This window comes from Nocardia sp. NPDC051030, assembly GCF_040683015.1.
Lineage (GTDB): Bacteria > Actinomycetota > Actinomycetes > Mycobacteriales > Mycobacteriaceae > Nocardia.
Genome location: NZ_JBFBCD010000001.1, coordinates 844,106 through 862,903 on the forward strand (window position 1 = coordinate 844,106; position 18,798 = coordinate 862,903).

General features: G+C 65.2%; 21 protein-coding genes. 5 read left to right on the forward strand and 16 right to left on the reverse strand.

Going from position 1 to position 18,798, the window contains the following annotated elements:
- Positions 1-47: 47 nt before the first annotated feature.
- Both AB0N05_RS03510 and mftF read right to left on the reverse strand, forming a co-directional pair.
- Positions 48-1,397, reverse strand: coding sequence for a GAF domain-containing protein (locus tag AB0N05_RS03510; RefSeq protein ID WP_364687041.1), 1,350 nt, complete (start codon positions 1,395-1,397; stop codon positions 48-50).
- A 166-nt stretch (positions 1,398-1,563) separates the two neighbouring features.
- Positions 1,564-2,964: a mycofactocin biosynthesis glycosyltransferase MftF gene (gene mftF / locus AB0N05_RS03515; RefSeq protein ID WP_364687044.1), complete on the reverse strand. Its 1,401-nt coding sequence runs from the start codon at positions 2,962-2,964 to the stop codon at positions 1,564-1,566.
- Positions 2,965-3,173: 209 nt separating this feature from the next.
- Between mftF and mftR2 the strand changes: the two genes are divergently transcribed.
- Together mftR2 and AB0N05_RS03525 are read left to right on the forward strand one after the other, a co-directional pair.
- Positions 3,174-3,794 carry a mycofactocin system transcriptional regulator MftR2 gene (gene mftR2, locus AB0N05_RS03520; RefSeq protein WP_364687046.1) on the forward strand — a complete coding sequence of 207 codons (621 nt, stop codon included), beginning with the start codon at positions 3,174-3,176 and terminating at the stop codon, positions 3,792-3,794.
- A 73-nt stretch (positions 3,795-3,867) separates the two neighbouring features.
- On the forward strand, positions 3,868-4,923 hold the full coding sequence (locus AB0N05_RS03525; RefSeq protein WP_364687048.1) for a ferredoxin--NADP reductase: 1,056 nt from the start codon (positions 3,868-3,870) through the stop codon (positions 4,921-4,923).
- A gap of 165 nt (positions 4,924-5,088) precedes the next feature.
- Here the strand turns inward: AB0N05_RS03525 and AB0N05_RS03530 are convergent, their stop codons facing one another.
- From AB0N05_RS03530 to AB0N05_RS03550, 5 genes are all read right to left on the reverse strand, one after another.
- Positions 5,089-5,649, reverse strand: a complete 561-nt coding sequence (locus tag AB0N05_RS03530) for a transglycosylase SLT domain-containing protein (protein ID WP_364687050.1) — start codon at positions 5,647-5,649, stop codon at positions 5,089-5,091.
- Between the two features lie 317 nt (positions 5,650-5,966).
- Positions 5,967-6,710 (reverse strand): DNA alkylation repair protein, encoded by a 744-nt coding sequence (locus AB0N05_RS03535; protein ID WP_364687052.1) that lies wholly within the window; start codon positions 6,708-6,710, stop codon positions 5,967-5,969.
- A 73-nt stretch (positions 6,711-6,783) separates the two neighbouring features.
- The gene (locus tag AB0N05_RS03540; protein ID WP_364687054.1) at positions 6,784-7,557 is read right to left on the reverse strand and encodes a hypothetical protein; all 774 of its coding nucleotides are present in this window, start codon (positions 7,555-7,557) and stop codon (positions 6,784-6,786) included.
- A 92-nt stretch (positions 7,558-7,649) separates the two neighbouring features.
- Positions 7,650-8,270: a TetR/AcrR family transcriptional regulator gene (locus tag AB0N05_RS03545; RefSeq protein WP_364687461.1), complete on the reverse strand. Its 621-nt coding sequence runs from the start codon at positions 8,268-8,270 to the stop codon at positions 7,650-7,652.
- A 5-nt stretch (positions 8,271-8,275) separates the two neighbouring features.
- Positions 8,276-8,629, reverse strand: coding sequence for an SPW repeat protein (locus AB0N05_RS03550; RefSeq protein WP_364687056.1), 354 nt, complete (start codon positions 8,627-8,629; stop codon positions 8,276-8,278).
- A gap of 155 nt (positions 8,630-8,784) precedes the next feature.
- On the opposite strand from AB0N05_RS03550, the gene AB0N05_RS03555 reads away from it, so the two are divergent.
- From AB0N05_RS03555 to AB0N05_RS03565, 3 genes are all read left to right on the forward strand, one after another.
- Positions 8,785-9,978, forward strand: coding sequence for an FAD-dependent oxidoreductase (locus tag AB0N05_RS03555; protein WP_364687058.1), 1,194 nt, complete (start codon positions 8,785-8,787; stop codon positions 9,976-9,978).
- A gap of 56 nt (positions 9,979-10,034) precedes the next feature.
- A complete protein-coding gene (locus tag AB0N05_RS03560; protein WP_364687463.1) occupies positions 10,035-10,814 on the forward strand; it encodes an aspartate/glutamate racemase family protein in 780 nt (259 codons plus the stop codon).
- 63 nt (positions 10,815-10,877) lie between these two features.
- A complete protein-coding gene (locus AB0N05_RS03565; protein WP_364687060.1) occupies positions 10,878-11,159 on the forward strand; it encodes a hypothetical protein in 282 nt (93 codons plus the stop codon).
- A 6-nt stretch (positions 11,160-11,165) separates the two neighbouring features.
- On the opposite strand, the gene AB0N05_RS03570 is transcribed toward AB0N05_RS03565, so the two are convergent.
- The 9 genes from AB0N05_RS03570 to AB0N05_RS03610 all read right to left on the reverse strand — a co-directional run bounded on the left by AB0N05_RS03570 (position 11,166) and on the right by AB0N05_RS03610 (position 18,726).
- A complete protein-coding gene (locus AB0N05_RS03570; protein WP_364687062.1) occupies positions 11,166-11,900 on the reverse strand; it encodes a carbon-nitrogen hydrolase family protein in 735 nt (244 codons plus the stop codon).
- A gap of 86 nt (positions 11,901-11,986) precedes the next feature.
- A complete protein-coding gene (locus tag AB0N05_RS03575; RefSeq protein WP_364687064.1) occupies positions 11,987-12,340 on the reverse strand; it encodes a hypothetical protein in 354 nt (117 codons plus the stop codon).
- On the reverse strand, positions 12,337-12,819 hold the full coding sequence (locus AB0N05_RS03580; protein WP_364687066.1) for a hypothetical protein: 483 nt from the start codon (positions 12,817-12,819) through the stop codon (positions 12,337-12,339). The genes AB0N05_RS03575 and AB0N05_RS03580 overlap by 4 nt, the downstream gene beginning before the upstream one ends.
- A 111-nt stretch (positions 12,820-12,930) precedes the next feature.
- Positions 12,931-14,121 carry an elongation factor Tu gene (tuf, locus tag AB0N05_RS03585; RefSeq protein ID WP_364687068.1) on the reverse strand — a complete coding sequence of 397 codons (1,191 nt, stop codon included), beginning with the start codon at positions 14,119-14,121 and terminating at the stop codon, positions 12,931-12,933.
- Positions 14,122-14,249: 128 nt separating this feature from the next.
- Complete coding sequence (gene fusA, locus AB0N05_RS03590) at positions 14,250-16,352, reverse strand: elongation factor G (RefSeq protein ID WP_364687070.1); 2,103 nt, start codon at positions 16,350-16,352, stop codon at positions 14,250-14,252.
- Positions 16,353-16,508: 156 nt separating this feature from the next.
- Positions 16,509-16,979 carry a 30S ribosomal protein S7 gene (rpsG, locus tag AB0N05_RS03595; protein WP_364687072.1) on the reverse strand — a complete coding sequence of 157 codons (471 nt, stop codon included), beginning with the start codon at positions 16,977-16,979 and terminating at the stop codon, positions 16,509-16,511.
- A gap of 1 nt (position 16,980) precedes the next feature.
- Positions 16,981-17,355, reverse strand: coding sequence for a 30S ribosomal protein S12 (gene rpsL, locus AB0N05_RS03600; protein ID WP_364687074.1), 375 nt, complete (start codon positions 17,353-17,355; stop codon positions 16,981-16,983).
- A gap of 280 nt (positions 17,356-17,635) precedes the next feature.
- On the reverse strand, positions 17,636-18,208 hold the full coding sequence (locus tag AB0N05_RS03605; RefSeq protein WP_364687076.1) for a DUF3558 domain-containing protein: 573 nt from the start codon (positions 18,206-18,208) through the stop codon (positions 17,636-17,638).
- Positions 18,209-18,219: 11 nt separating this feature from the next.
- Positions 18,220-18,726 carry a DUF3558 domain-containing protein gene (locus AB0N05_RS03610; RefSeq protein ID WP_364687078.1) on the reverse strand — a complete coding sequence of 169 codons (507 nt, stop codon included), beginning with the start codon at positions 18,724-18,726 and terminating at the stop codon, positions 18,220-18,222.
- Positions 18,727-18,798: the final 72 nt, after the last annotated feature.

An 18,798-nucleotide genomic window follows, 5' to 3' on the forward strand; every position in this document is an offset into this window, starting at 1 on the left:
ACATGATGAAGCCGCGGTGTGACTAACCGCACTTTCGGATTCGAAGACTATGAGTCGAAACGTTGCATCTGCGTTGCATCGGCGCCCATACGCCGATCCAGCACGCGCATCTTGGCCTCGATCTGCGAATACAGCGGAGAATCTCGATCGACCGTCGCTCGATAGGCGGCCCACGCGGCGGCGTCGTCACGCCCTTCCGCACCGGCGGTCCATCGGCTCAAGATCGCGGCATCGCCGGAACGCAGCACGGCCGTGCGCAATCGAACCCGCAATTCATTGCGAATGTCTATAACTCCCGGCGCGGTCGAACGCGGCAGCACCGGACCCGAATAAAGCCGCACCGCGGTATCGGCGTCCCCGGAATCCAGCGCGGCGCGCAGCGCCTCCACATCGGTGGCGATCGGAATCAACAGCCGGTACGGCCGGGACCCGAACACATTCGGTCCCACGACCGACCGCAGCCGCGACATGGCCGCGCGAATGGTGGCATTGTCCAGATCCGCGTCATCGAGCAGCAGCGCCAGGTGATCCGCCGACAAACCCTCGTGGTGTTCGGCGAGCAGCAACAGGATCTCGGCGTGCCGCTGCGACAAGGGAACTCGCTCCCCCGCCACGGTCAGCTGCGGCTGCCCCAGCCCGAGCACCTCCAGGCCGAGCCGCTCCGGCATCGGCGCGTCCGCACCCGAACGGCGATCCCCCGACCGCACCGCGGCCAGCAGCAGATCCATCTCCGCCGCCGTCGCCGCCGCCTTGACCAGCGCCAGAATCTCCGGTCGCGCGACACGCACGCCGCCCGCGATCATGAGCACGCCCACCAGGCGGCCATCCGGATCATGCACGGGCGCAGCCGCTCCGGTGATCTGATGCAGGCGTTGCAGGAAATGCTCCGGACCGTGAATCCAGGCCGCGCGGCCGGTGCGCACCACCAGGCCCACCGCATTGGTGCCGACCCGGCGCTCGCTCAGATCATTGCCCTCACGCAGGCCCGCCTCGGCCGCGGCATGCACGCGATCGGCATTGCCGTGTACCGAGAGCACCCGGCCGAATTGATCGGAGATGACCACGATGAGTCCGGTGCTGGTGGCATCGCGCAGCAGCAACTTGTCCACCAGCGGCATGATCGCGGCGGTCGCGTGCGCGTCCCGATAGCGGACCAGATCGGTGCCGCGCAGGCCGCGACCGTCATTGTCGTCCATGGGATCGACGCCGCCGCGCAGGCTGCGCAACCATGATTCGAGGACCATCGGTCGCAGCAAACCCGGCAGCTGACCGAGTTGTTCGCCGCCCACACTGAGATATCCGTGGGCTTGCGCGGCATAGGCCTCGAGCGCGCCAAGTTGCGTGCCCGGTTCGGCACCGTGCTGCGGATTGCTCCCACCTGCGATGTTGCTGACCATTTGCCTTTCTTTCCCGCCCCAAAGAGTACCGACGGGCTTTACACCCGACGGTAGAAGCCGGATGTTTGTCCCGCAGGTCACACCCCGAACAGAACCTCACGAAATGTGAGCTACGCAGCAGTTTGTAAAACGTGCCCTGTTCAGTCCGGTGGAACGGTAGGCGAATCTAGTTGGGCGGCAAAGTCGGTCGCAGGGAGGATGCGCTGCGCTGGCGAACCGCGCCCCACCACAGGCCCGCGCCATACGCAATATCGTCCAGGCGTTTGCAGGCCACATATCGAGTCGGATCCAGCGCGCCGGACTCCCGATGAATGAACCAGTCCGCCAAGCCCTCCGCCACCGCGAGCGTCACCGCGATATGCCGAATCCGGCGCGAGCACAACATGCCCAGCAGCGTCACCGGCCAATAGTGGCGGCACAGCGAGGAAGCCAGCCGCCACACCCCACCCGAAAACCCGCGCGCCATATATATCGCGGCGACCCGGGTCGGATTGTCGAGACCGGCGAAAACCCGGCGCAAGCGGAACAGCGTGGTGATCAGGGTCAGCAGCGCGCCCACCGCACCCCAGCGCGTGAGCGTGCCGAACAGCACGGCCGTCACCGCGGTCCAGATGGGTAGCGAGAGCGGCGCGGCCATCCCCACATGCCGCTGACTCAGCGGGGCCACACCCGTGCCATGGGTCAGTTTGTGGGTGAACCACTTTCGCAGCGACACCGGATTGCTGTGCGCCACCCGGGCCGCGGGCTCATAGCGCAACCGCCAACCCGCCCGATCCAGCCGCCAGCACAGGTCGATATCGCCACCCGCGGGCATGGATTCGTCGAAACCACCCTCACCCAGCAGGGCCAGCCTGCGCACCAGCAGCGCGGTGCTCGGCACATACGGCACCGGGCCGTGCGCCTGCACCGCCGACTCGCGGCGACCGCGATGCAGCGAACCCCGGGTGTGCTCATAGCGAGCCAGCACCGTGGAATCCGGGTCCATGGCCAGAATCCGCGGGGCCACCAGGGCCACCTTCGGATCGCTGAAATGGCCCAGCATGACCTCCAGCCAGCCCGTCCGCGGCACCACATCCGGGTCCAGGAAGGCCACGAATTCGGTTGCCGCCGCGCGCAGGCCGAAATTCCGGGCGGCGGCCTGACCGTGCCGCTTATCCCAGCGCAGCACCGTCACCCGGCGACGGCTGCCACCCGATTCCGGAATCCGCACCGGTTTATCCGAGCCGTCATCGACCACGATCACGGTGTGCCCGCGCAGCGCCGAGAGCAGCCGATTCAATTCGGGCACATTGTTGTGCACGGGGACGATCACGGTGACGTCCTCCAGCGCGGGCAGCAGCCGCGGGCGCGGATTCGCCACGCCGGAATCGAGCAGGCGTCTGGCAACCTTGGCCGACGTCGGGTCGGTCACCTCGAGGTACCCGTCACCGATCAGGGCCGCAGCCTCCGGCGCGAGCCGCAGCAACCGGGTCGGCGTGCCGCCGACCAGGAGCCGTCCACCGGAGTAAGTGCGCACCCTGGGATCGATTCGCACCCCGAAACCATCGGGAAGGCGATCATGGCGCATTCCTGGAATGCTAGGTCAGCACATACTCAGCAATCATGATTGGCGCGCCGCTTGCTATCCCGATAGTCCGATAAACCTTTCGCGGTCCACCCGCAGCCGGACCCGTGCGAGAGCGCGCGCTCTACACTTCGGTGGGAATTTCAGCAGTTGAACAGGCAGGGGACGGAAATCCGGACCCACGGTACCGAGGTGGCATGGGAGTCGGGCGAATGCAGACAAGCGGGGGCGGTAACACCCTCTCGGAAGCCGAGATCGTCGAGGCCGCCCTGCGGGTGGTCCGCCAGGACGGCGTGGAGAAACTCTCCATGCGGCGACTGTCCCGCGAACTCGGAGTTTCTCCGATGGCCCCCTATTACTACGTCGCGGACAAGCGCGAGCTACTCGACCTGGTGGCGACCGCCGCACTCACCGGAGTGCGCAAGCCGCCACCGGAATTCGGGCCATGGCAAATGCGGCTGCGCGAGATCGTCGATCAGATCGACGAGAAATTGCGCAAACACCCGGGCCTCGGCGACGTACTCATCGAGCAGATGCTGGGCAAACAGCTCGATCTGATCGCGGCCGTCATGGAAATCCTCTTCGACGCCGGATTCGACGACCGGAATGTGCTCGCCGCCTATGCGACCATCCACACCTATCTGTTCGGGCGCAGCAAGGTGAACCCGCGCGATCGCGGGGTACTCGCCGATCGGGTGTTGCCGGAAGCCGTCGAACGCGCGATGAAACATCTGGGCGACCTGCGTGGGAAGTACTCCTACGACTTCTCCATGGATGTGCTCATCGCCGGGCTCGAGGCTCAGCTTGTCCGGCAGCAAGAGCGCACCGTATAGTGAAACTAGAACACGTTCTAGTTTGGGTAGACTGCACCGGCAACGCACCACACGCCGGGTTCGAGAGGACACTATGACCACCGTCGACGTACCGCACAGCTCTCGATCGGCCGTGCTGCGGGTCTCCGCGGTCATCAACGAAACAGCCGACTCCTGCTCGCTGGTATTCGACGTGCCCGAGGAACTGCGTGAACGCTTCACCTACCAGCCCGGCCAATTCCTGACCCTCCGCATCCCCAGCGAACTCACCGGGTCCGTCTCGCGCTGCTACTCCCTGGCCAGCTCGCCCTACACGGACGACAAGCCGAAGGTGACCGTCAAGCGCACCGTCGACGGCTACGCCTCGAACTGGGTGTGCGACAACGTGACAGCCGGCTCCACCCTCGAGGTGCTGCCGCCGTCGGGCGTCTTCACACCCAAGAACCTCGACGAGGATCTACTGCTCTTCGCGGCGGGCAGCGGCATCACGCCGGTCATGGCCATCTTGAAATCCGCACTCGCGCGGGGCAATGGGCGCATCGTCGTGGTGTACGCCAATCGCGACCACGAATCGGTCATCTTCGCCGCGGAGCTACGCGAACTCGCCGATAAGCATCCACAGCGGCTCGTCGTCATCCACTGGCTCGAGCACCTGCAAGGACTGCCCACCGCCGACGCGCTCGCCACCCTCACCAAGCCCTATGCCGGGTTCGAGGCCTTCATGTGCGGACCCAAGCCGTTCATGGACCGCGTCCACGACGCACTCGGCTCGATCGGCATGCCGCGCAACCGAACCCACGCCGAAGTCTTCAACTCGCTCTCCGGCGACTCGTTCGCCGATGTCGCCCCCACCGAGCTCAGCGATGAGGAAGCCGCCGACACCGCCAGCGTGGAAGTCGAACTCGACGGCGAGACACACGAACTCACCTGGCCGCGCAGCCAGACCCTGGTCGACATCATGCTCTCCAAGGGCCTCGACGTCCCCTACTCCTGCCTCGAAGGCGAATGCGGCTCCTGCGCCTGCACCGTCCTCGAAGGAACCGTCGAAATGGAGAACGCCGAAATCCTCGACCCCGAGGACATCGCCAACGGCTACATCCTCGGCTGCCAGGCGCGACCGGTCACGGACCACCTCAAGATCCAGTTCTGATCTGTCACAACAATTTCGGCCGCCGCATCACAGATGCGGCGGCCGAAATACGTTGAGGGGCCAGGAATGGCGAGCCCGCAGCATGACCCGCGCGGAGCGGCGGCCCCCGCGAGGCGGCCAGGGGGTTTGGGGGCGAAGCCCCCAAGACTCCGCGTCAGCGGCTTCTCAGTAAGCCGAGAAGACGTTGTCGATCGAGCCGTAGCGGTGGGCCGCGTAGTTGCAGGCCGCCGCGATATTCGAGACCGGGTTCCAGATATCGAACGCGGTGCCCTCGACGTGGTACGCGTTGAAGGTCGGGTCGATCACCTGAAGCAGGCCCTTGGAGGGGATGCCCGCCGCGGCGTTCGAGTCGTAGAGGTTGATCGCGCCCGGGTTGCCGCCCGACTCGCGCATGATGTTGCGGAAGATGCCGTCGTAGCTGCCCGGAATGCCGCGCTGAGTCATGATGAACAGCGCATTCTTGATCCAGCCGTCCAGGTTGTCGGCGAAGACCGGCGGCAGCATCTGCGAGAAGGGCTGCGGCAGGGACTGCACGAACTGCTGCACCTGGTCCTGCTGCGGCGCAGGCAGCGTCTGCTGCCACTGCTCGGCCGTGGCCTGCATCTGCTGGGCCGGGGCCTGCAACTCGTTCGGCACACCCGAGATCGGGGCGTCGGCGTAGGCGGTGCCGGGCACCGCGACAACGGCGGCCAGGACGGCGAGGGGGATGAGCTTACGTAAAGGCATGCGCGTTTCTCCGGCAGCACAGCATCCACCGCGAGCGCCGCTGCGGAATTCGGGCGTTCGTGGTCGCACTGTCTGCGTATATGTGACTTGTTATGTGGGGGACCGGGATTCAGTTATCCGGCCGCTGAGACCGCTACTCGTTCGCGCATCTCACCGCGGAACGTTTTCCGCATGATGCTCGAGTACTTCACGCCTTAAGCAGGCGCTCGGTCTGTTTCTCGACAAGTCACAGAATGGTTGCGCCAGGTTAACGTAAACCCAACTAAAGCTGAACAACAGGTGAATCTGCCCGAGCCCTCGGTCACAGCCCCACCCGATCAGCGCCGCGAGCGATAGTAAACCCGCTGCTCAGGCGTCAATTTCTCGGTCGCATAGCTGAGCGCGGTCCGCCCCATCTCCGCCGCATGCGCATCCAGAAAATAAGTTAGCTGCGCCTCATCCACCCGTTTACCGATCTCCCGCAACATCCACCCCACAGCCTTCTGAATCAGATCCCGCCGATCACTCAGCAGCAGCTCACACAGCTCCACAGTGGTCGCGGTATCCCCCTCCTTGATAAACGCGAACGTGGTCAGCAATGCCACCCGCCGCTCCCACAACGACTCCTCCCCCGCCAGCTGAAACAACAAATCCCGAGGCCGCCCCAACAACCAAGGCCCCAGAATGAACTCCGCCGACCCATCCACCAGATCCCAGTTGTTCACCCTCCCCCGGCGCACAGCCCCCAAATACAACTCCACGATCTCCTGTTGCGCCCCAACATCTCCCCCACGCCCCCGCGAGGCACTAGCCATCTCCCCATTCAAAATCACCAGCCCCGCAAGCCGATGCTCATGCACCTCACTGTCCAACAACGCGTCAATCTCCGAAAGCGGCAGTCCCCCAAACTTTTTCACCACTTGCCGCGTCTTCGGCACCCGAATTCCTATGAAGACATCCCCCTCCCCATACTCCCCCACCCCAGTCTTGAAGAACCGCTGCAAGTGCACGGCATCCCCCGGATCAGCCACCTTCGCCAATTCCGCCCGCACCGCAGCCGCCGTCATCCCCGGACTGGTCATCCACCCATGATCGACCAGCCCACCGACACGAAATCGGCACCACGCCGAACCCGGCACCGAACGACTCTTTGCATCAAGCGGTTTCAGCCGCAGCCTGTAACAGCACCTCGCCGAACTTGCGCATCTGGTCGGGGCCGCCGTACCAGGCTGCCACCAGATCGACTGCTGCGGAGCGGGTGCGGCGGGCGGCTCGGGCCAGTTCGGAGACGGTGATTTCGCCCGATTCGGCCTCGAGGGCGGCTACCTCGAGATCGTGGCTGGTGAGTAGGAGACGCATGATTTGGTGGAGGTCGATATTGGGGGCCGGGGCGTCGGAAGACGGGGAATCGGGGACTCGGGGAGCGGGCGGGCGGGACTCCATCTCGCGGGATTCGGCGGCACGGGATTCGGCTCTGGACTCGCGTCTCGAAACCGGCTGGGATGGTTCGGATTCCCAGGTGGCGCGGGGCGGGATGGGGTCGGCGTCCGTGGTGGCGTGGCGACGGTTGGGGAGGGGCGCCGGGTCGGGGGACAACTGGCGGGGAGCGGGATCGGCTTCCGGGATCGAGGGGCGCGGAGAGACGGGGTCGGGGTCCATGACCGAGCGGAAGGAGGCGGGCTCCGGGGTCGGCGCAGAGTTGAAGGAGCTCTGGTCGGGGTCGGGGCGGTAGGGGGATGCCCACTGGACCGGCTGTTCGGGCTGGTCCAGGCCGGTTCGGCCCAGGGTGGCGTGGGTGCCGGTGTCGATGCCGGTCAACACCGGGTTCTGCGAAGTGCCCGGTTCGGGGGTGTCCGGGTGGGTGAGGCGGTAGTTCGCCTGACGCGCATTGAGGGTGTCCCCGAGACTGGCGGAGAAATCGGCATCCATGGCCGACATTCTTACCGCCCCCGCCGATCCGGTGCGACTCGGGCCGCGACCAAAGCTATTCACAAGCAACGGTATTGGGGCATTGACGGAATTCAGCCCATTTGTGTCATGCCCGCGGCCACCACCTGCGAGACATGGAAGATCTCATCGGAGGTGGGAAGAGTCAGGCCATCGAGGGCATGCAGGCGATCGGTGCTCGCGATGGCGAACATGGCCGATACCCAGGCCGCGGCGCAGGCCCGGAGCGTGCCGGGCTGAACCGGGGCGGGTGCGCTGGCCTGCAAAACCCTCGCGGTGATATCGAGTAGTTGATCCCGCATGCGGCGCAATTGCTTACGCACATCCGGATGGGTATCCGCCTCACGCCACATGATCACGCGCAGGACCGAGGAATGGTGATCGCGCAGATTCAGGGCCGCATCCAGGTTCACCAGGCTTTTGACCGGATCACCCGGAGCGACAAGGGAATCGATATCGTCGATCGGATCGGCGGGGACGCGTTCGGCCATGAGCGCCGACAGAATCGCGTCCTTGGTGGGGAAGTAGTAGAAGACCAGGCCTTTGGGGACTCCGGCCGCCGTCGCGATGGCGGCGGTCGGAGTCGCGTCGAATCCCTTTTCCGCGAACAGTTTCTCCGCGGCATCCAGAATGAGCAGACGAGCGTCGCCGTCGGTCTTACGACTGCGGCGACGCCCCGCCCCCGGTCTGCGCATCTGCATCAGTGATGCGTCACCGCATGGAAGCGACCCGACACCGCGGGCATTGCCGCGAGCGCGACCGCCACGGTCAACGCGCCGACAATCCAGGCGGTCCACGACGCACCGCTGTAACCACGGAAGTCCATCACCCACGGGGAGATGAACAGCAATGCGCCCAGCACGCCCATGGCGTAATCGGCGGTGGTGCCCGCCATCTTGGCCAGGTGCCCGAGCCCTGCGGCGGCAATCAGCACGCCGAGGACGACGAGCGTCCACATGGCCTTATCGGTATGCGCGACCCAGATCGGGGACAACGCGGCTACGGCGCCGAGTACGACGGCCGCAGCGTCCTGTGCGCGGCTCTCGGTGAACATGATGTGCCTCCTTAAAGGCTGAGGGTATGTCCTGCTTCCAGTTAATTCCTGATTGACCGCCCGATCAATAAATCCCTGGCTACGATCCGGCACCAACTCGGGTGTGGTGCGTGACACATCGGCGGGGACCCTCCCGAGCAGATAATCTGTGACCCATGTCGGACTCGGTGGAACACGTTCTAATTGTTGGCGCGGGGCTCGCGGGACTGCGCACCGCCGAAGAACTGCGACGCGCAGGTTACGCGGGGGAACTGACCCTCATCGGGGACGAGGATCGCGCACCGTACGACCGTCCGCCACTGTCCAAACAGTTCATTCGCGGCGAAACCGACGACACCGCCCTGCGGCCCGTCGAATTCTTCAACGAGAACCGGATCGACCTGCGGCTCGGGGCCTCCGCTACCGGCGTGGACACCACTGCGCGGCAGGTCACGCTGAGTGACGGCAACACGCTCGGCTACGACCAGCTGATCATTGCCACCGGGCTGCGGCCGCGGCGCATCGCCTCCTTCCCCGACGTTCGGGGTGTGCACGTGCTGCGCACCCACGCGGACGCGACGGGACTGCGCGACGAGCTCGCTAATGCCCGGAAAGCCGTCGTCGTCGGGGCCGGATTCATCGGCTGCGAACTCACGGCAAGCTTCCGCGCCAAGGGTGTCGATGTGGTTCTGGTCGAACCTCAGGCCACTCCCCTGGCCGCCGCTCTCGGCCCGCAGGTGGGTGCGCTGGTCGCCCGCATGCACGACGAGGAAGGCGTCGACGTGCGCTGCGGCATCGGCGTGGAAGCCCTGCTCACCGAGGGAGATTCGGTGCGCGGCGTACAACTCTCCGACGGCGGCATCGTCGACGCGGACCTGGTCGTGATCGGCGTCGGCTCGGTGCCCGTCACCGAATGGCTCGCCGACTCCGGCATCCCGCTCGCCGCACCCATGGACGGCGGCGGCGTCCTCACCGACGAGGTCGGCCGGACCACCGTTCCCGGCGTCTGGGCGGTCGGCGATGTCGCCGCGTGGAAACACGACACCGGCCACAACAAGCGCGTCGAACACTGGACCAATGCGGGCGAACAAGCCCAGCTGCTCACCGCCGCCCTGCTCGGCGCGGAACCCCACGCCGCCCTCGCCGTACGCGTCCCCTACGTGTGGAGCGATCAGTACGACGTGAAGATCCAGGTCCTCGGCACCCCCCACCTCGCCGACGAGGTCCAGATCATCGAGGACAAGGGCCGCAAGTTCTTCGCCCACTACCTGCGCGCGGGCACGCTGGTCGCCGTGGTCGGCGCGGGCATGACCGGCAAGGTCATGAAGATGCGCGCCCAACTGGCCGCCGGAGCCCGAGCCACGGTCTGACCCGATCTCGGACCGCGGTTCGCGGTCGAGGGGTCAGGTTCACTACCGTGACTGGTGTGATCGTCGCGCTCATTGATTCCGGACTGGGAATGCTGCCCACCGGGGCGTGGCTGCGCAAGCTACGGCCCGATATCGATCTGCTGCTGCAAACCGATCCCGACGGCGCCCCCTGGGGCCCGAAACCCGAGCAGTGGGTCATCGACCGCGTGGTCGACACCGCCCGCACCTCCGTGCGTGAGGGCGCGGAAGTCATTGTGCTGCCCTGTAATACGGCCAGCGTCATCGCCCTCGAGCATGTCCGCGCCGAAGTCGGCCCCGGCGTACCCGTGATCGGCACCGTCCCCGCCATCAAACCGGCCGCCGCCGCCTGCCGGAAGGTAGCGGTCTGGGCGACCGCCGCCACCACGGCCAGCGCCTACCAGGCCGACCTGATCGCCCGCTTCGCCGGTGAAGCCGACGTCACCGGTGTGGCCTGCCACGGCCTCGCCGACTCGATCGACCGCGGCGACCTCCCCGCCATCACCGAAGCCATCGCCAGCGCGGCCGACCGCACCCCACCCGGCACCGAGGGGATCGTCCTGGGCTGCACTCATTACCCCCTCGTCATCGACGCCATCCTCGCCGCCCTCCCGCCCGGCATCCGCATCTTCGACAGCGCCGAAGCCGTAGCCGCGCAAACCCTGCGCCGCATGGACGCCCTCGCCCGCCCCACCACCGGCACCGCCACCACCCGCGTCCTCAATAGCCACCGCCCCGGCCACCTCCCCACCGCCGCGGCCACCTTCGACTCCGGCCGCCGCCTCGGCGCCCTCCCCGCCGAGCCCGTCAGCCCGTAGCCCTCGAGAGACTGAACCTCGGCCATCCCGTTTGATTGGCACATACGCGGGCAGGTCTGTCACATGAGCGTTGACAAAGAGCAGGAGTCACCGGAATCGCGACCGGTGGTACCGGAGCCAGAAGTCGAGGAGAAGCATCGGCGGCAAGCGGCGAAGATGGCGGACTCCTATCGGGATGACCGATCTACCACCGTCATGCCCGGCACGGACGGGATGGTCTCCGGGACCGCCGTCAGCGACTGGGTCGACGAGGAAGGCAATTCGGTGTTCGACGACGATCGGACGCCGAACGACCAGACGCCGGAGCACCTTCCGCCGCCCGATCGGACTCGGGGAAACGAGTGACGGGCCTTATGCCTCGGTGAGCGCGGCGATGGCCAGGGCCGGGGATTCGGGGCCAGATTGGGCGGCGAGGGAGCCATCGGGACGCCAGATGCCGCTGCCGCCGGTCGTGGCTTCACCGTCGACCCGGGCGCTGTAGGCGGAAAGCACAGTCCAGCAATTATTTTCGGTGGCACGAGCGACCATGTGGCCATCCCTTCTGGCCTCCTTGCCCGCCATGTACAGCGCACTGGCCACGTACACATCGGCACCGGCGGCCACCGTCTCCGCGGCATGCTCCGGCAGATTGACGTCAGCGCAAATGGCCAAACCCAGCTTCCATCCATCCACCTCGATAACCACGCAATCGGTTCCAGGGCAGAAGATTTCACCCTCTACCCCATGCAGGTGCTGCTTCGCATAGGTGGCCGCCAGATCACCACTGCCATCGAAGACCAGCGAAGAGATGGTGTAGCCGGTTTCGGCAGGAAGGACCGCGCCAACCACCGCGTGGATACCGTGCCGCGCGCAGGCCGCTCGCAATGGTTGCAGGCGTGGATCATTCGGCCCGGTAGCGAGCTCCGGCAGCCGCTGCGCGATCACGTCGAGCTCATAGCCGATCAGCGACAACTCGGTGAAAACCACTGCGCGAGCACCGGATTCGGCGGCCTTGTCGATGAGATCCACGTGCAGAACCACATTCGCGTCGATATCTCCGGGAACGCAGGCGAGCTGGGCGGCGGCAATGATCAGCGGGGAACGCATGGCACCAGTCTCGCAAATGCCGGGTCAAAGGCTGTTGGCGAGTAGGGCGTATTGGGCTGCGCCTCGGCGGAGTAGGTCACAAATCTTCAGCCCGTCGCCTTGGGATGCCCGGTACCCGCGTACGTGATCCATGCGGTGCGCTCGTCGTCATCGATGAGGTACCAGATGCGACCACCGCTGGTCACCTCGTATTGCCAGCGTTCGAGGACAGCACCTTTCCAATCCGCGGCGCCCAGCGACCCTTTGAGACGATGCTGCCTCTCGGGATTCGATCCAGCCCTAGGGTCGGCACGAATCGCGTCGTAGGCGCGACGCAGGTTTGTGGGCGCCTGTTTGGCCAGTTGCTCCCATCCTGTTACGGCTTCCGTTGCAGCGAAACGGATCTCGAACTCGGTGTCCACTGCGGGCGGTGCGGCGCGATCGCCGCGCTTGGGGCTCACTCGGCCGCCTCCGGTGGGTCCGGGATCGGGACCGGGCCCAAGTCTCCTTCAGGCACTCGGGTCACCAGGGCGCGCAAGACCGGGTCCGCGTGAATCTCGGCGGTGTTGCGCCACTGGGTGAGCAGCGTCGCCAAGGGAGCGAGGTTCTCCAAAGCGGCTGCGCCCTGTGCGACTTCGACTAGTTCACGCACGAACACGTCGACATCCGCGTCCGGCAGGAAGGTCACCCAGGGAACCGCATCGGGCAGCACCTCGCGCACCGCACCCGCGCCCAGCCGACGGACCAATCCGGCGAGCAGTCGTGCCGTGAAATCGACGACGGCGCCCTCGGCATCGAGCTGTTCCACTCGCATGAGCGCCAGATCCCCGGCATCTCGCCGACGAAGCCGCAGGGCACGCACCTGATCGAGCCGCCCCGCGGTGACGGCCGGCTTGTGTAGCAGGTCGCTGAAGGGGATCACGTCATATGCTGCGCTCATGACATCCACAGTACCTTGGATATCTACGTGGACTTTCGGAAATGGCGAAAGGGCCGCTCCCCCGAGGGGGAACGGCCCTTTCAGTAAGAGCTGAGTCTCAGAGAGACAGTCTTACTTGACGATCTTGGTGACGCGACCGGCACCGACGGTGCGGCCACCCTCACGGATCGCGAAACGCAGGCCCTCGTCCATGGCGACCGGCTGGATGAGCTTGACGCTCATCTCGGTGTTGTCGCCGGGCATGACCATCTCGGTGCCCTCGGGGAGGGTAACGACGCCGGTCACGTCCGTGGTACGGAAGTAGAACTGCGGGCGGTAGTTGTTGAAGAACGGGGTGTGGCGGCCGCCCTCGTCCTTCGACAGGATGTACGCCTGGCCCTCGAACTCGGTGTGCGGGGTGGTGGTACCCGGCTTCACGACGACCTGGCCGCGCTCGACATCTTCACGCTTGATGCCACGAACCAGCAGACCGACGTTGTCGCCCGCCTGGCCGTTGTCGAGCAGCTTGCGGAACATCTCGATGCCCGTGATGGTGGTCTTGGTGACCTTCTCGCGGATGCCGACGATCTCGACTTCCTCGTTCACGTTCACGATGCCACGCTCGATACGACCGGTGACGACGGTGCCACGACCGGTGATCGTGAAGACGTCCTCGATCGGCATCAGGAAGGGCTTGTCGGTCTCACGAACCGGCTCCGGGATCGACTCGTCGACCGCGTTCATGAGCTCGACGATGGACTCGGCCCACTTCTCGTCGCCCTCGAGGGCCTTCAGGCCGGAGACGCGGATGACGGGGGCATCCTCGTCGAACTCCTGCGAAGCCAGCAGCTCGCGGACCTCCATCTCGACGAGCTCGAGGATTTCCTCGTCGTCGACCATGTCCGACTTGTTCAGCGCGACCAGGATGTAGGGCACGCCGACCTGACGGGCGAGCAGCACGTGCTCGCGGGTCTGCGGCATCGGGCCGTCGGTGGCGGCCACGACCAGGATCGCGCCGTCCATCTGGGCGGCACCGGTGATCATGTTCTTGATGTAGTCGGCGTGGCCCGGAGCGTCGACGTGCGCGTAGTGGCGCTTCTCCGTCTGGTACTCGACGTGGGAGATGTTGATCGTGATACCACGAGCCTTCTCCTCCGGCGCCTTGTCGATCTGGTCGAACGCGAATGCCGCGTTCAGCGTCGGGTACTTGTCAGCCAGCACCTTGGTGATCGCAGCGGTCAGCGTCGTCTTACCGTGGTCGACGTGACCGATGGTGCCGATGTTGACGTGGGGCTTCGTCCGCTCGAACTTCGCCTTCGCCACTTGTGTCCTCCTGGACTTGTTGTTGCGTGCTTTGCATCGCAGCAGTGCGGTTACTTACAGGGGGTCGTGCACAACTCCCGGCCGGGACAGGCTGCGCCGAGATTCAGCACATCCTGTCCCGAGAGCTATTACTCGCCGGTCGCCTTGGCGATGATTTCCTTCGACACATTGGCCGGAACCTCTGCGTACGAATTGAAAACCATCGAGAAGTTCGCTCGGCCCTGGGTCTTCGACCGCAGGTCACCGATGTAACCGAACATCTCCGAGAGCGGAACCAGCGCCTTGACGACACGGGCACCACTGCGTTCCTCCATGGCCTGGATCTGGCCACGGCGGGAGTTCAGGTCGCCGATCACTTCGCCCATGTAGTCCTCAGGCGTGGTGACCTCGACCGCCATGAGCGGCTCGAGGATCACCGGACCGGCCTTACGGGCCGCTTCCTTGAAGGCCATCGAGCCCGCCATCTTGAACGCCATTTCCGAGGAGTCGACCTCGTGGTAGGCGCCGTCGATCAGCGAAGCCTTCACATTGACCAGCGGGTAACCGGCGAGGACACCGTACTGCATGGCGTCCTGGAAGCCGGCGTCGACCGACGGGATGTACTCACGCGGGACGCGGCCACCGGTCACCTTGTTGGCGAACTCGTAGGACGCACCGTCCTCGCCGACGAACGGCTCGAGGGCGATGATCACGCGGGCGTACTGGCCCGAGCCACCGGTCTGCTTCTTGTGGGTGTACTCGTGCTTGTCCACCGACTTGGTGATGGTCTCGCGGTACGCGACCTGCGGCTTGCCGATGTTCGCCTCGACCTTGAACTCGCGCTTCATGCGGTCCACGTAGATGTCGAGCTGAAGCTCGCCCATGCCACCGATGATGGTCTGGCCGGTCTCGGCGTCCAGCTTCACGTTGAAGGTCGGATCCTCCTCCGCGAACTTCTGGATCGACAGGCCCAGCTTCTCCTGGTCGGCCTTCGTCTTCGGCTCGATGGCCACCTGGATAACGGGATCCGGGAAGGTCATCGACTCGAGCACGATCTGGTTCTGCGGATCGCACAGGGTGTCACCGGTGGTGGTGTCCTTCAGACCGATGACCGCGTAGATGTGGCCGGCCTGGGCCTCGGCAACCGGGTTCTCCTTGTTGGAGTGCATCTGGAACAGCTTGCCCAGACGCTCCTTCTTGCCCTTGGTCGAGTTGATGACCTGAGCGCCGGAGTCGACCTTGCCCGAGTACACGCGGACGTAGGTCAGCTTGCCGAAGAACGGGTGCGTCGCGACCTTGAACGCCAGCGCCGAGAACGGAGCTTCGACGCTCGCGTCACGGTGGATGATCTCGTCTTCCTTATTGGGGACGTGACCATCGGTGCCGCCGTCGTCCAGCGGGTTCGGCAGGTACGCGATGACGGCGTCGAGCATGGGCTGAACGCCCTTGTTCTTGAACGCCGAACCGCACAGCACCGGGTAGAGCTCGGAATTGACGGTCATCTTGCGAATCGCGCCCTGGATCTCCTCGATGGAGAGCTCCTCGCCACCGAAGAACTTCTCCAGCAGCGCCTCGTCGGACTCGGCGACGGTCTCGAGCAGCTCCTGGCGGTACTGCTCGGCGCGCTCCTTGAGGTCCTCGGGGATCTCGATGACCTCGTACTGCTCGCCCAGCTTGGTCTCGCCGCGCCAGATCTTCGCGTTCATCTCGACCAGGTCGACGATGCCCTCGAAGTTGTCCTCCGCGCCGATCGGCAGCTGGATGACCAGCGGGCGAGCGCCGAGGCGGTCCTTGATGGTCTGCACGGTGAAGTAGAAGTCCGCACCGAGCTTGTCCATCTTGTTCACGAAGCAGATGCGCGGCACGTCGTACTTGTCGGCCTGACGCCACACCTGCTCGGACTGCGGCTCGACGCCTTCCTTGCCATCGAACACCGCGACCGCGCCATCGAGCACGCGCAGCGACCGCTCCACCTCGACGGTGAAGTCGACGTGCCCGGGGGTGTCGATGATGTTGATCTGGTTGTCTTTCCAGTAACAGGTCGTCGCGGCCGACGTAATCGTGATGCCGCGTTCCTGCTCCTGCGCCATCCAGTCCATCGTGGCAGCGCCATCGTGGACTTCACCGATCTTGTACGTGATACCGGTGTAGAAGAGGATGCGTTCGGTGGTGGTGGTCTTGCCCGCATCGATATGGGCCATGATGCCGATGTTGCGGACCTTGTTCAGGTCGGTGAGCACGTCCTGTGCCACGGAAATCTTCCCCGCTCGTTATAGATGGGATCTTCGGGAGCGACCCCTGGTGTGCCCAGCGGGTCATGTGGTGTCAACGTCCGGCGCGGCGTCGTAGTGCCACGCCGGACAGTGACTCGCTTCCCGGCACATCCGAACGGAGGGCCGGGCAGCAAATCACCAGCGGTAGTGCGCGAAGGCCCGGTTCGACTCGGCCATCTTGTGAGTGTCCTCGCGACGCTTCACCGAAGCGCCCAAGCCATTGCTGGCGTCCAGCAGTTCGTTCGCGAGACGCTCGACCATGGTCTTCTCACGACGAGCGCGGGAGTAGCTGACCAGCCAGCGCATCGCCAGGGTGTTGGCGCGGCCCGGACGGACCTCGACCGGCACCTGGTAGGTGGCGCCACCGACGCGGCGGGGCTTCACCTCGAGGGCGGGCTTGACGTTGTCCAGCGCGCGCTTGAGGGTGACGACCGGATCGGTGCCGGTCTTCTCGCGTGCCTGCTCCATGGCGCCGTAGACGATGCGCTCGGCGGTGGACTTCTTGCCGTCCATCAGGATCTTGTTGACCAGCTGAGTAACCAGCGGGGACCCGTAAACCGGATCGTTGATCAGCGGACGCTTGGGTGCGGGGCCCTTGCGTGGCATATCAGCTCTTCTCCTTCTTGGCGCCGTACTTGCTGCGAGCCTGCTTGCGGTTCTTCACACCCTGGGTGTCGAGCGAACCGCGAATGATCTTGTAGCGCACACCCGGGAGGTCCTTCACTCGACCACCGCGAACGAGCACCATCGAGTGCTCCTGCAGGTTGTGACCCTCACCGGGGATGTACGCCGTGACCTCGACCGCAGTGGTCAGGCGAACACGCGCGACCTTACGCAGCGCGGAGTTCGGCTTCTTCGGGGTCGTGGTGTACACGCGAGTGCACACGCCACGACGCTGCGGGCTGTGCTTCAGGGCCGCAGTCTTGGTCTTGGTGACCTTGTCGCGACGACCCTTGCGGACCAGCTGGTTGATGGTTGGCATAGACCGGCTTTCCTTATTTAGTAACCAGGTGTCTGGAACTTCATGTTTGTGTCATTCGAGCTTTTCGCCCTGTTCACGCGCTGTTTTCACCGCACGAGGTCGGGCGTGTCGCGCTCAGCGCGCGGCCCGAAATGCGGGCACGCTGGAACGGTCAGCCGCTCTCGCTGGCCTACGTACTGAGCACAAACCTGCCCGAATGCTTCCGGGCACAGCGGTCCACGATACCCGCCGGTGTTTCGGGGGGCAAAAAGGGGTCCGCTCGCAGCAGCTGGTAGATAGGTTATCGAGCCAGGTTCAAGGTCAGCTCGACGAGCTTGCGGGCCGCCTCGCACGGATCCGGATGTGTCGACCCCGCACGGTAATTCACCCACCAGCCAACGATTCCCGTGTCGGCGGCGGGTGCGCTCACGCCGCAGGAGTCATTGTCATTCGGCCGATGCGTCTCCAAAGATCGGCGGCCCTGGACGGTTATGTCATTGGTCACATAGCCGAGCCGATCATTGTTCTGCTTCTCGTTGGTGAGTGAACCGAGCTCGTACCAACTGAGCGTCACCATGCCGCTGCCGGCCGTGCCGCCGTCCAGATCCCACATGCAGACCGCGCCATTGAAGGACGGTCCCACATAGGTGCCCTCGCCGACGGTCTTGCCGATGTCATCGACCGAGACCACCTCGCATTCGCGGAGCAGCTTGTCGAAGTTCGTATTGATCTTGCTGTTGCCGCCGGTGGTGCCGCCCACGGGCAGCGCGGTGCCGTTCACCGTCTTGCCGCAACCACCGGCCGCGGCGGTCAACGCGAGCGCGGCGAACAGCACGGCGTAGCGCTTGGTTCCGGGGCGCGAGGTCTTACCCACTGATGTCCCCTTCATTTTCCGAGTCGCTGCACGGTCAGTTCGGCCATCTTGCGGGTGCGGTCACACGGATTGCCGAGGCTGCCAGCGCCGAACAGGCCGTAGGACATGGACCATTCGAAGAAGTCGTCGTCCAGTTGGATCGCCAGATCGCAGACGCTGCCGCGCGGATCCAGGGCCTGGAAGCCCTTCTTCCCGCCCACCTCGATCTCCTGCGGATTGCGGCCGACGCTCGCCACCCACGCCTTCTCGCGATCGATCGGGCTGCCGCGGTAGGAGGCGAAGGTGACGCTCCCCGAACTCACTCCCCCGGCCTGCCAATTGCAGCCGACCGCGTTCTTGAACACCTGCGACACGGAGCCGAAACCCCCTAGATCGCGCACCTCGTCATCGGTGAGGTGGCCACACTCGCCCACGAAGGGCCCGAGTGTCGCCACCTTCGGCGGGGGCTTCAACGGTCCGGTCGGTGTCTCCGAATCATTGCTCCCCCCGCATGCCGACAGCAGTAGCGCGAGAGCCATCCCCGTGACGATCGAGGTGCCTATCTTGCCCCTCCGCTTCGCTCCGGGGCGGGTTCGCGGCCCTGAGGTCTC

Coding starts and splice junctions, on each gene's coding strand:
- AB0N05_RS03510 (WP_364687041.1), bottom strand. CDS start 1,397: ATGGTCAGCAACATCGCAGGTGGGAGCAATCCGCAGCACGGTGCCGAA.
- AB0N05_RS03570 (WP_364687062.1), bottom strand. CDS start 11,900: ATGCGTTCCCCGCTGATCATTGCCGCCGCCCAGCTCGCCTGCGTTCCC.
- AB0N05_RS03565 (WP_364687060.1), top strand. CDS start 10,878: ATGAGCGTTGACAAAGAGCAGGAGTCACCGGAATCGCGACCGGTGGTA.
- AB0N05_RS03540 (WP_364687054.1), bottom strand. CDS start 7,557: ATGGATGCCGATTTCTCCGCCAGTCTCGGGGACACCCTCAATGCGCGT.
- mftF (WP_364687044.1), bottom strand. CDS start 2,964: ATGCGCCATGATCGCCTTCCCGATGGTTTCGGGGTGCGAATCGATCCC.
- mftR2 (WP_364687046.1), top strand. CDS start 3,174: ATGCAGACAAGCGGGGGCGGTAACACCCTCTCGGAAGCCGAGATCGTC.
- AB0N05_RS03555 (WP_364687058.1), top strand. CDS start 8,785: ATGTCGGACTCGGTGGAACACGTTCTAATTGTTGGCGCGGGGCTCGCG.
- rpsG (WP_364687072.1), bottom strand. CDS start 16,979: ATGCCACGCAAGGGCCCCGCACCCAAGCGTCCGCTGATCAACGATCCG.
- AB0N05_RS03525 (WP_364687048.1), top strand. CDS start 3,868: ATGACCACCGTCGACGTACCGCACAGCTCTCGATCGGCCGTGCTGCGG.
- rpsL (WP_364687074.1), bottom strand. CDS start 17,355: ATGCCAACCATCAACCAGCTGGTCCGCAAGGGTCGTCGCGACAAGGTC.
- AB0N05_RS03535 (WP_364687052.1), bottom strand. CDS start 6,710: ATGACCAGTCCGGGGATGACGGCGGCTGCGGTGCGGGCGGAATTGGCG.
- AB0N05_RS03550 (WP_364687056.1), bottom strand. CDS start 8,629: ATGTTCACCGAGAGCCGCGCACAGGACGCTGCGGCCGTCGTACTCGGC.
- AB0N05_RS03530 (WP_364687050.1), bottom strand. CDS start 5,649: ATGCCTTTACGTAAGCTCATCCCCCTCGCCGTCCTGGCCGCCGTTGTC.
- AB0N05_RS03610 (WP_364687078.1), bottom strand. CDS start 18,726: ATGGCTCTCGCGCTACTGCTGTCGGCATGCGGGGGGAGCAATGATTCG.
- AB0N05_RS03545 (WP_364687461.1), bottom strand. CDS start 8,270: ATGCGCAGACCGGGGGCGGGGCGTCGCCGCAGTCGTAAGACCGACGGC.
- AB0N05_RS03580 (WP_364687066.1), bottom strand. CDS start 12,819: ATGAGCGCAGCATATGACGTGATCCCCTTCAGCGACCTGCTACACAAG.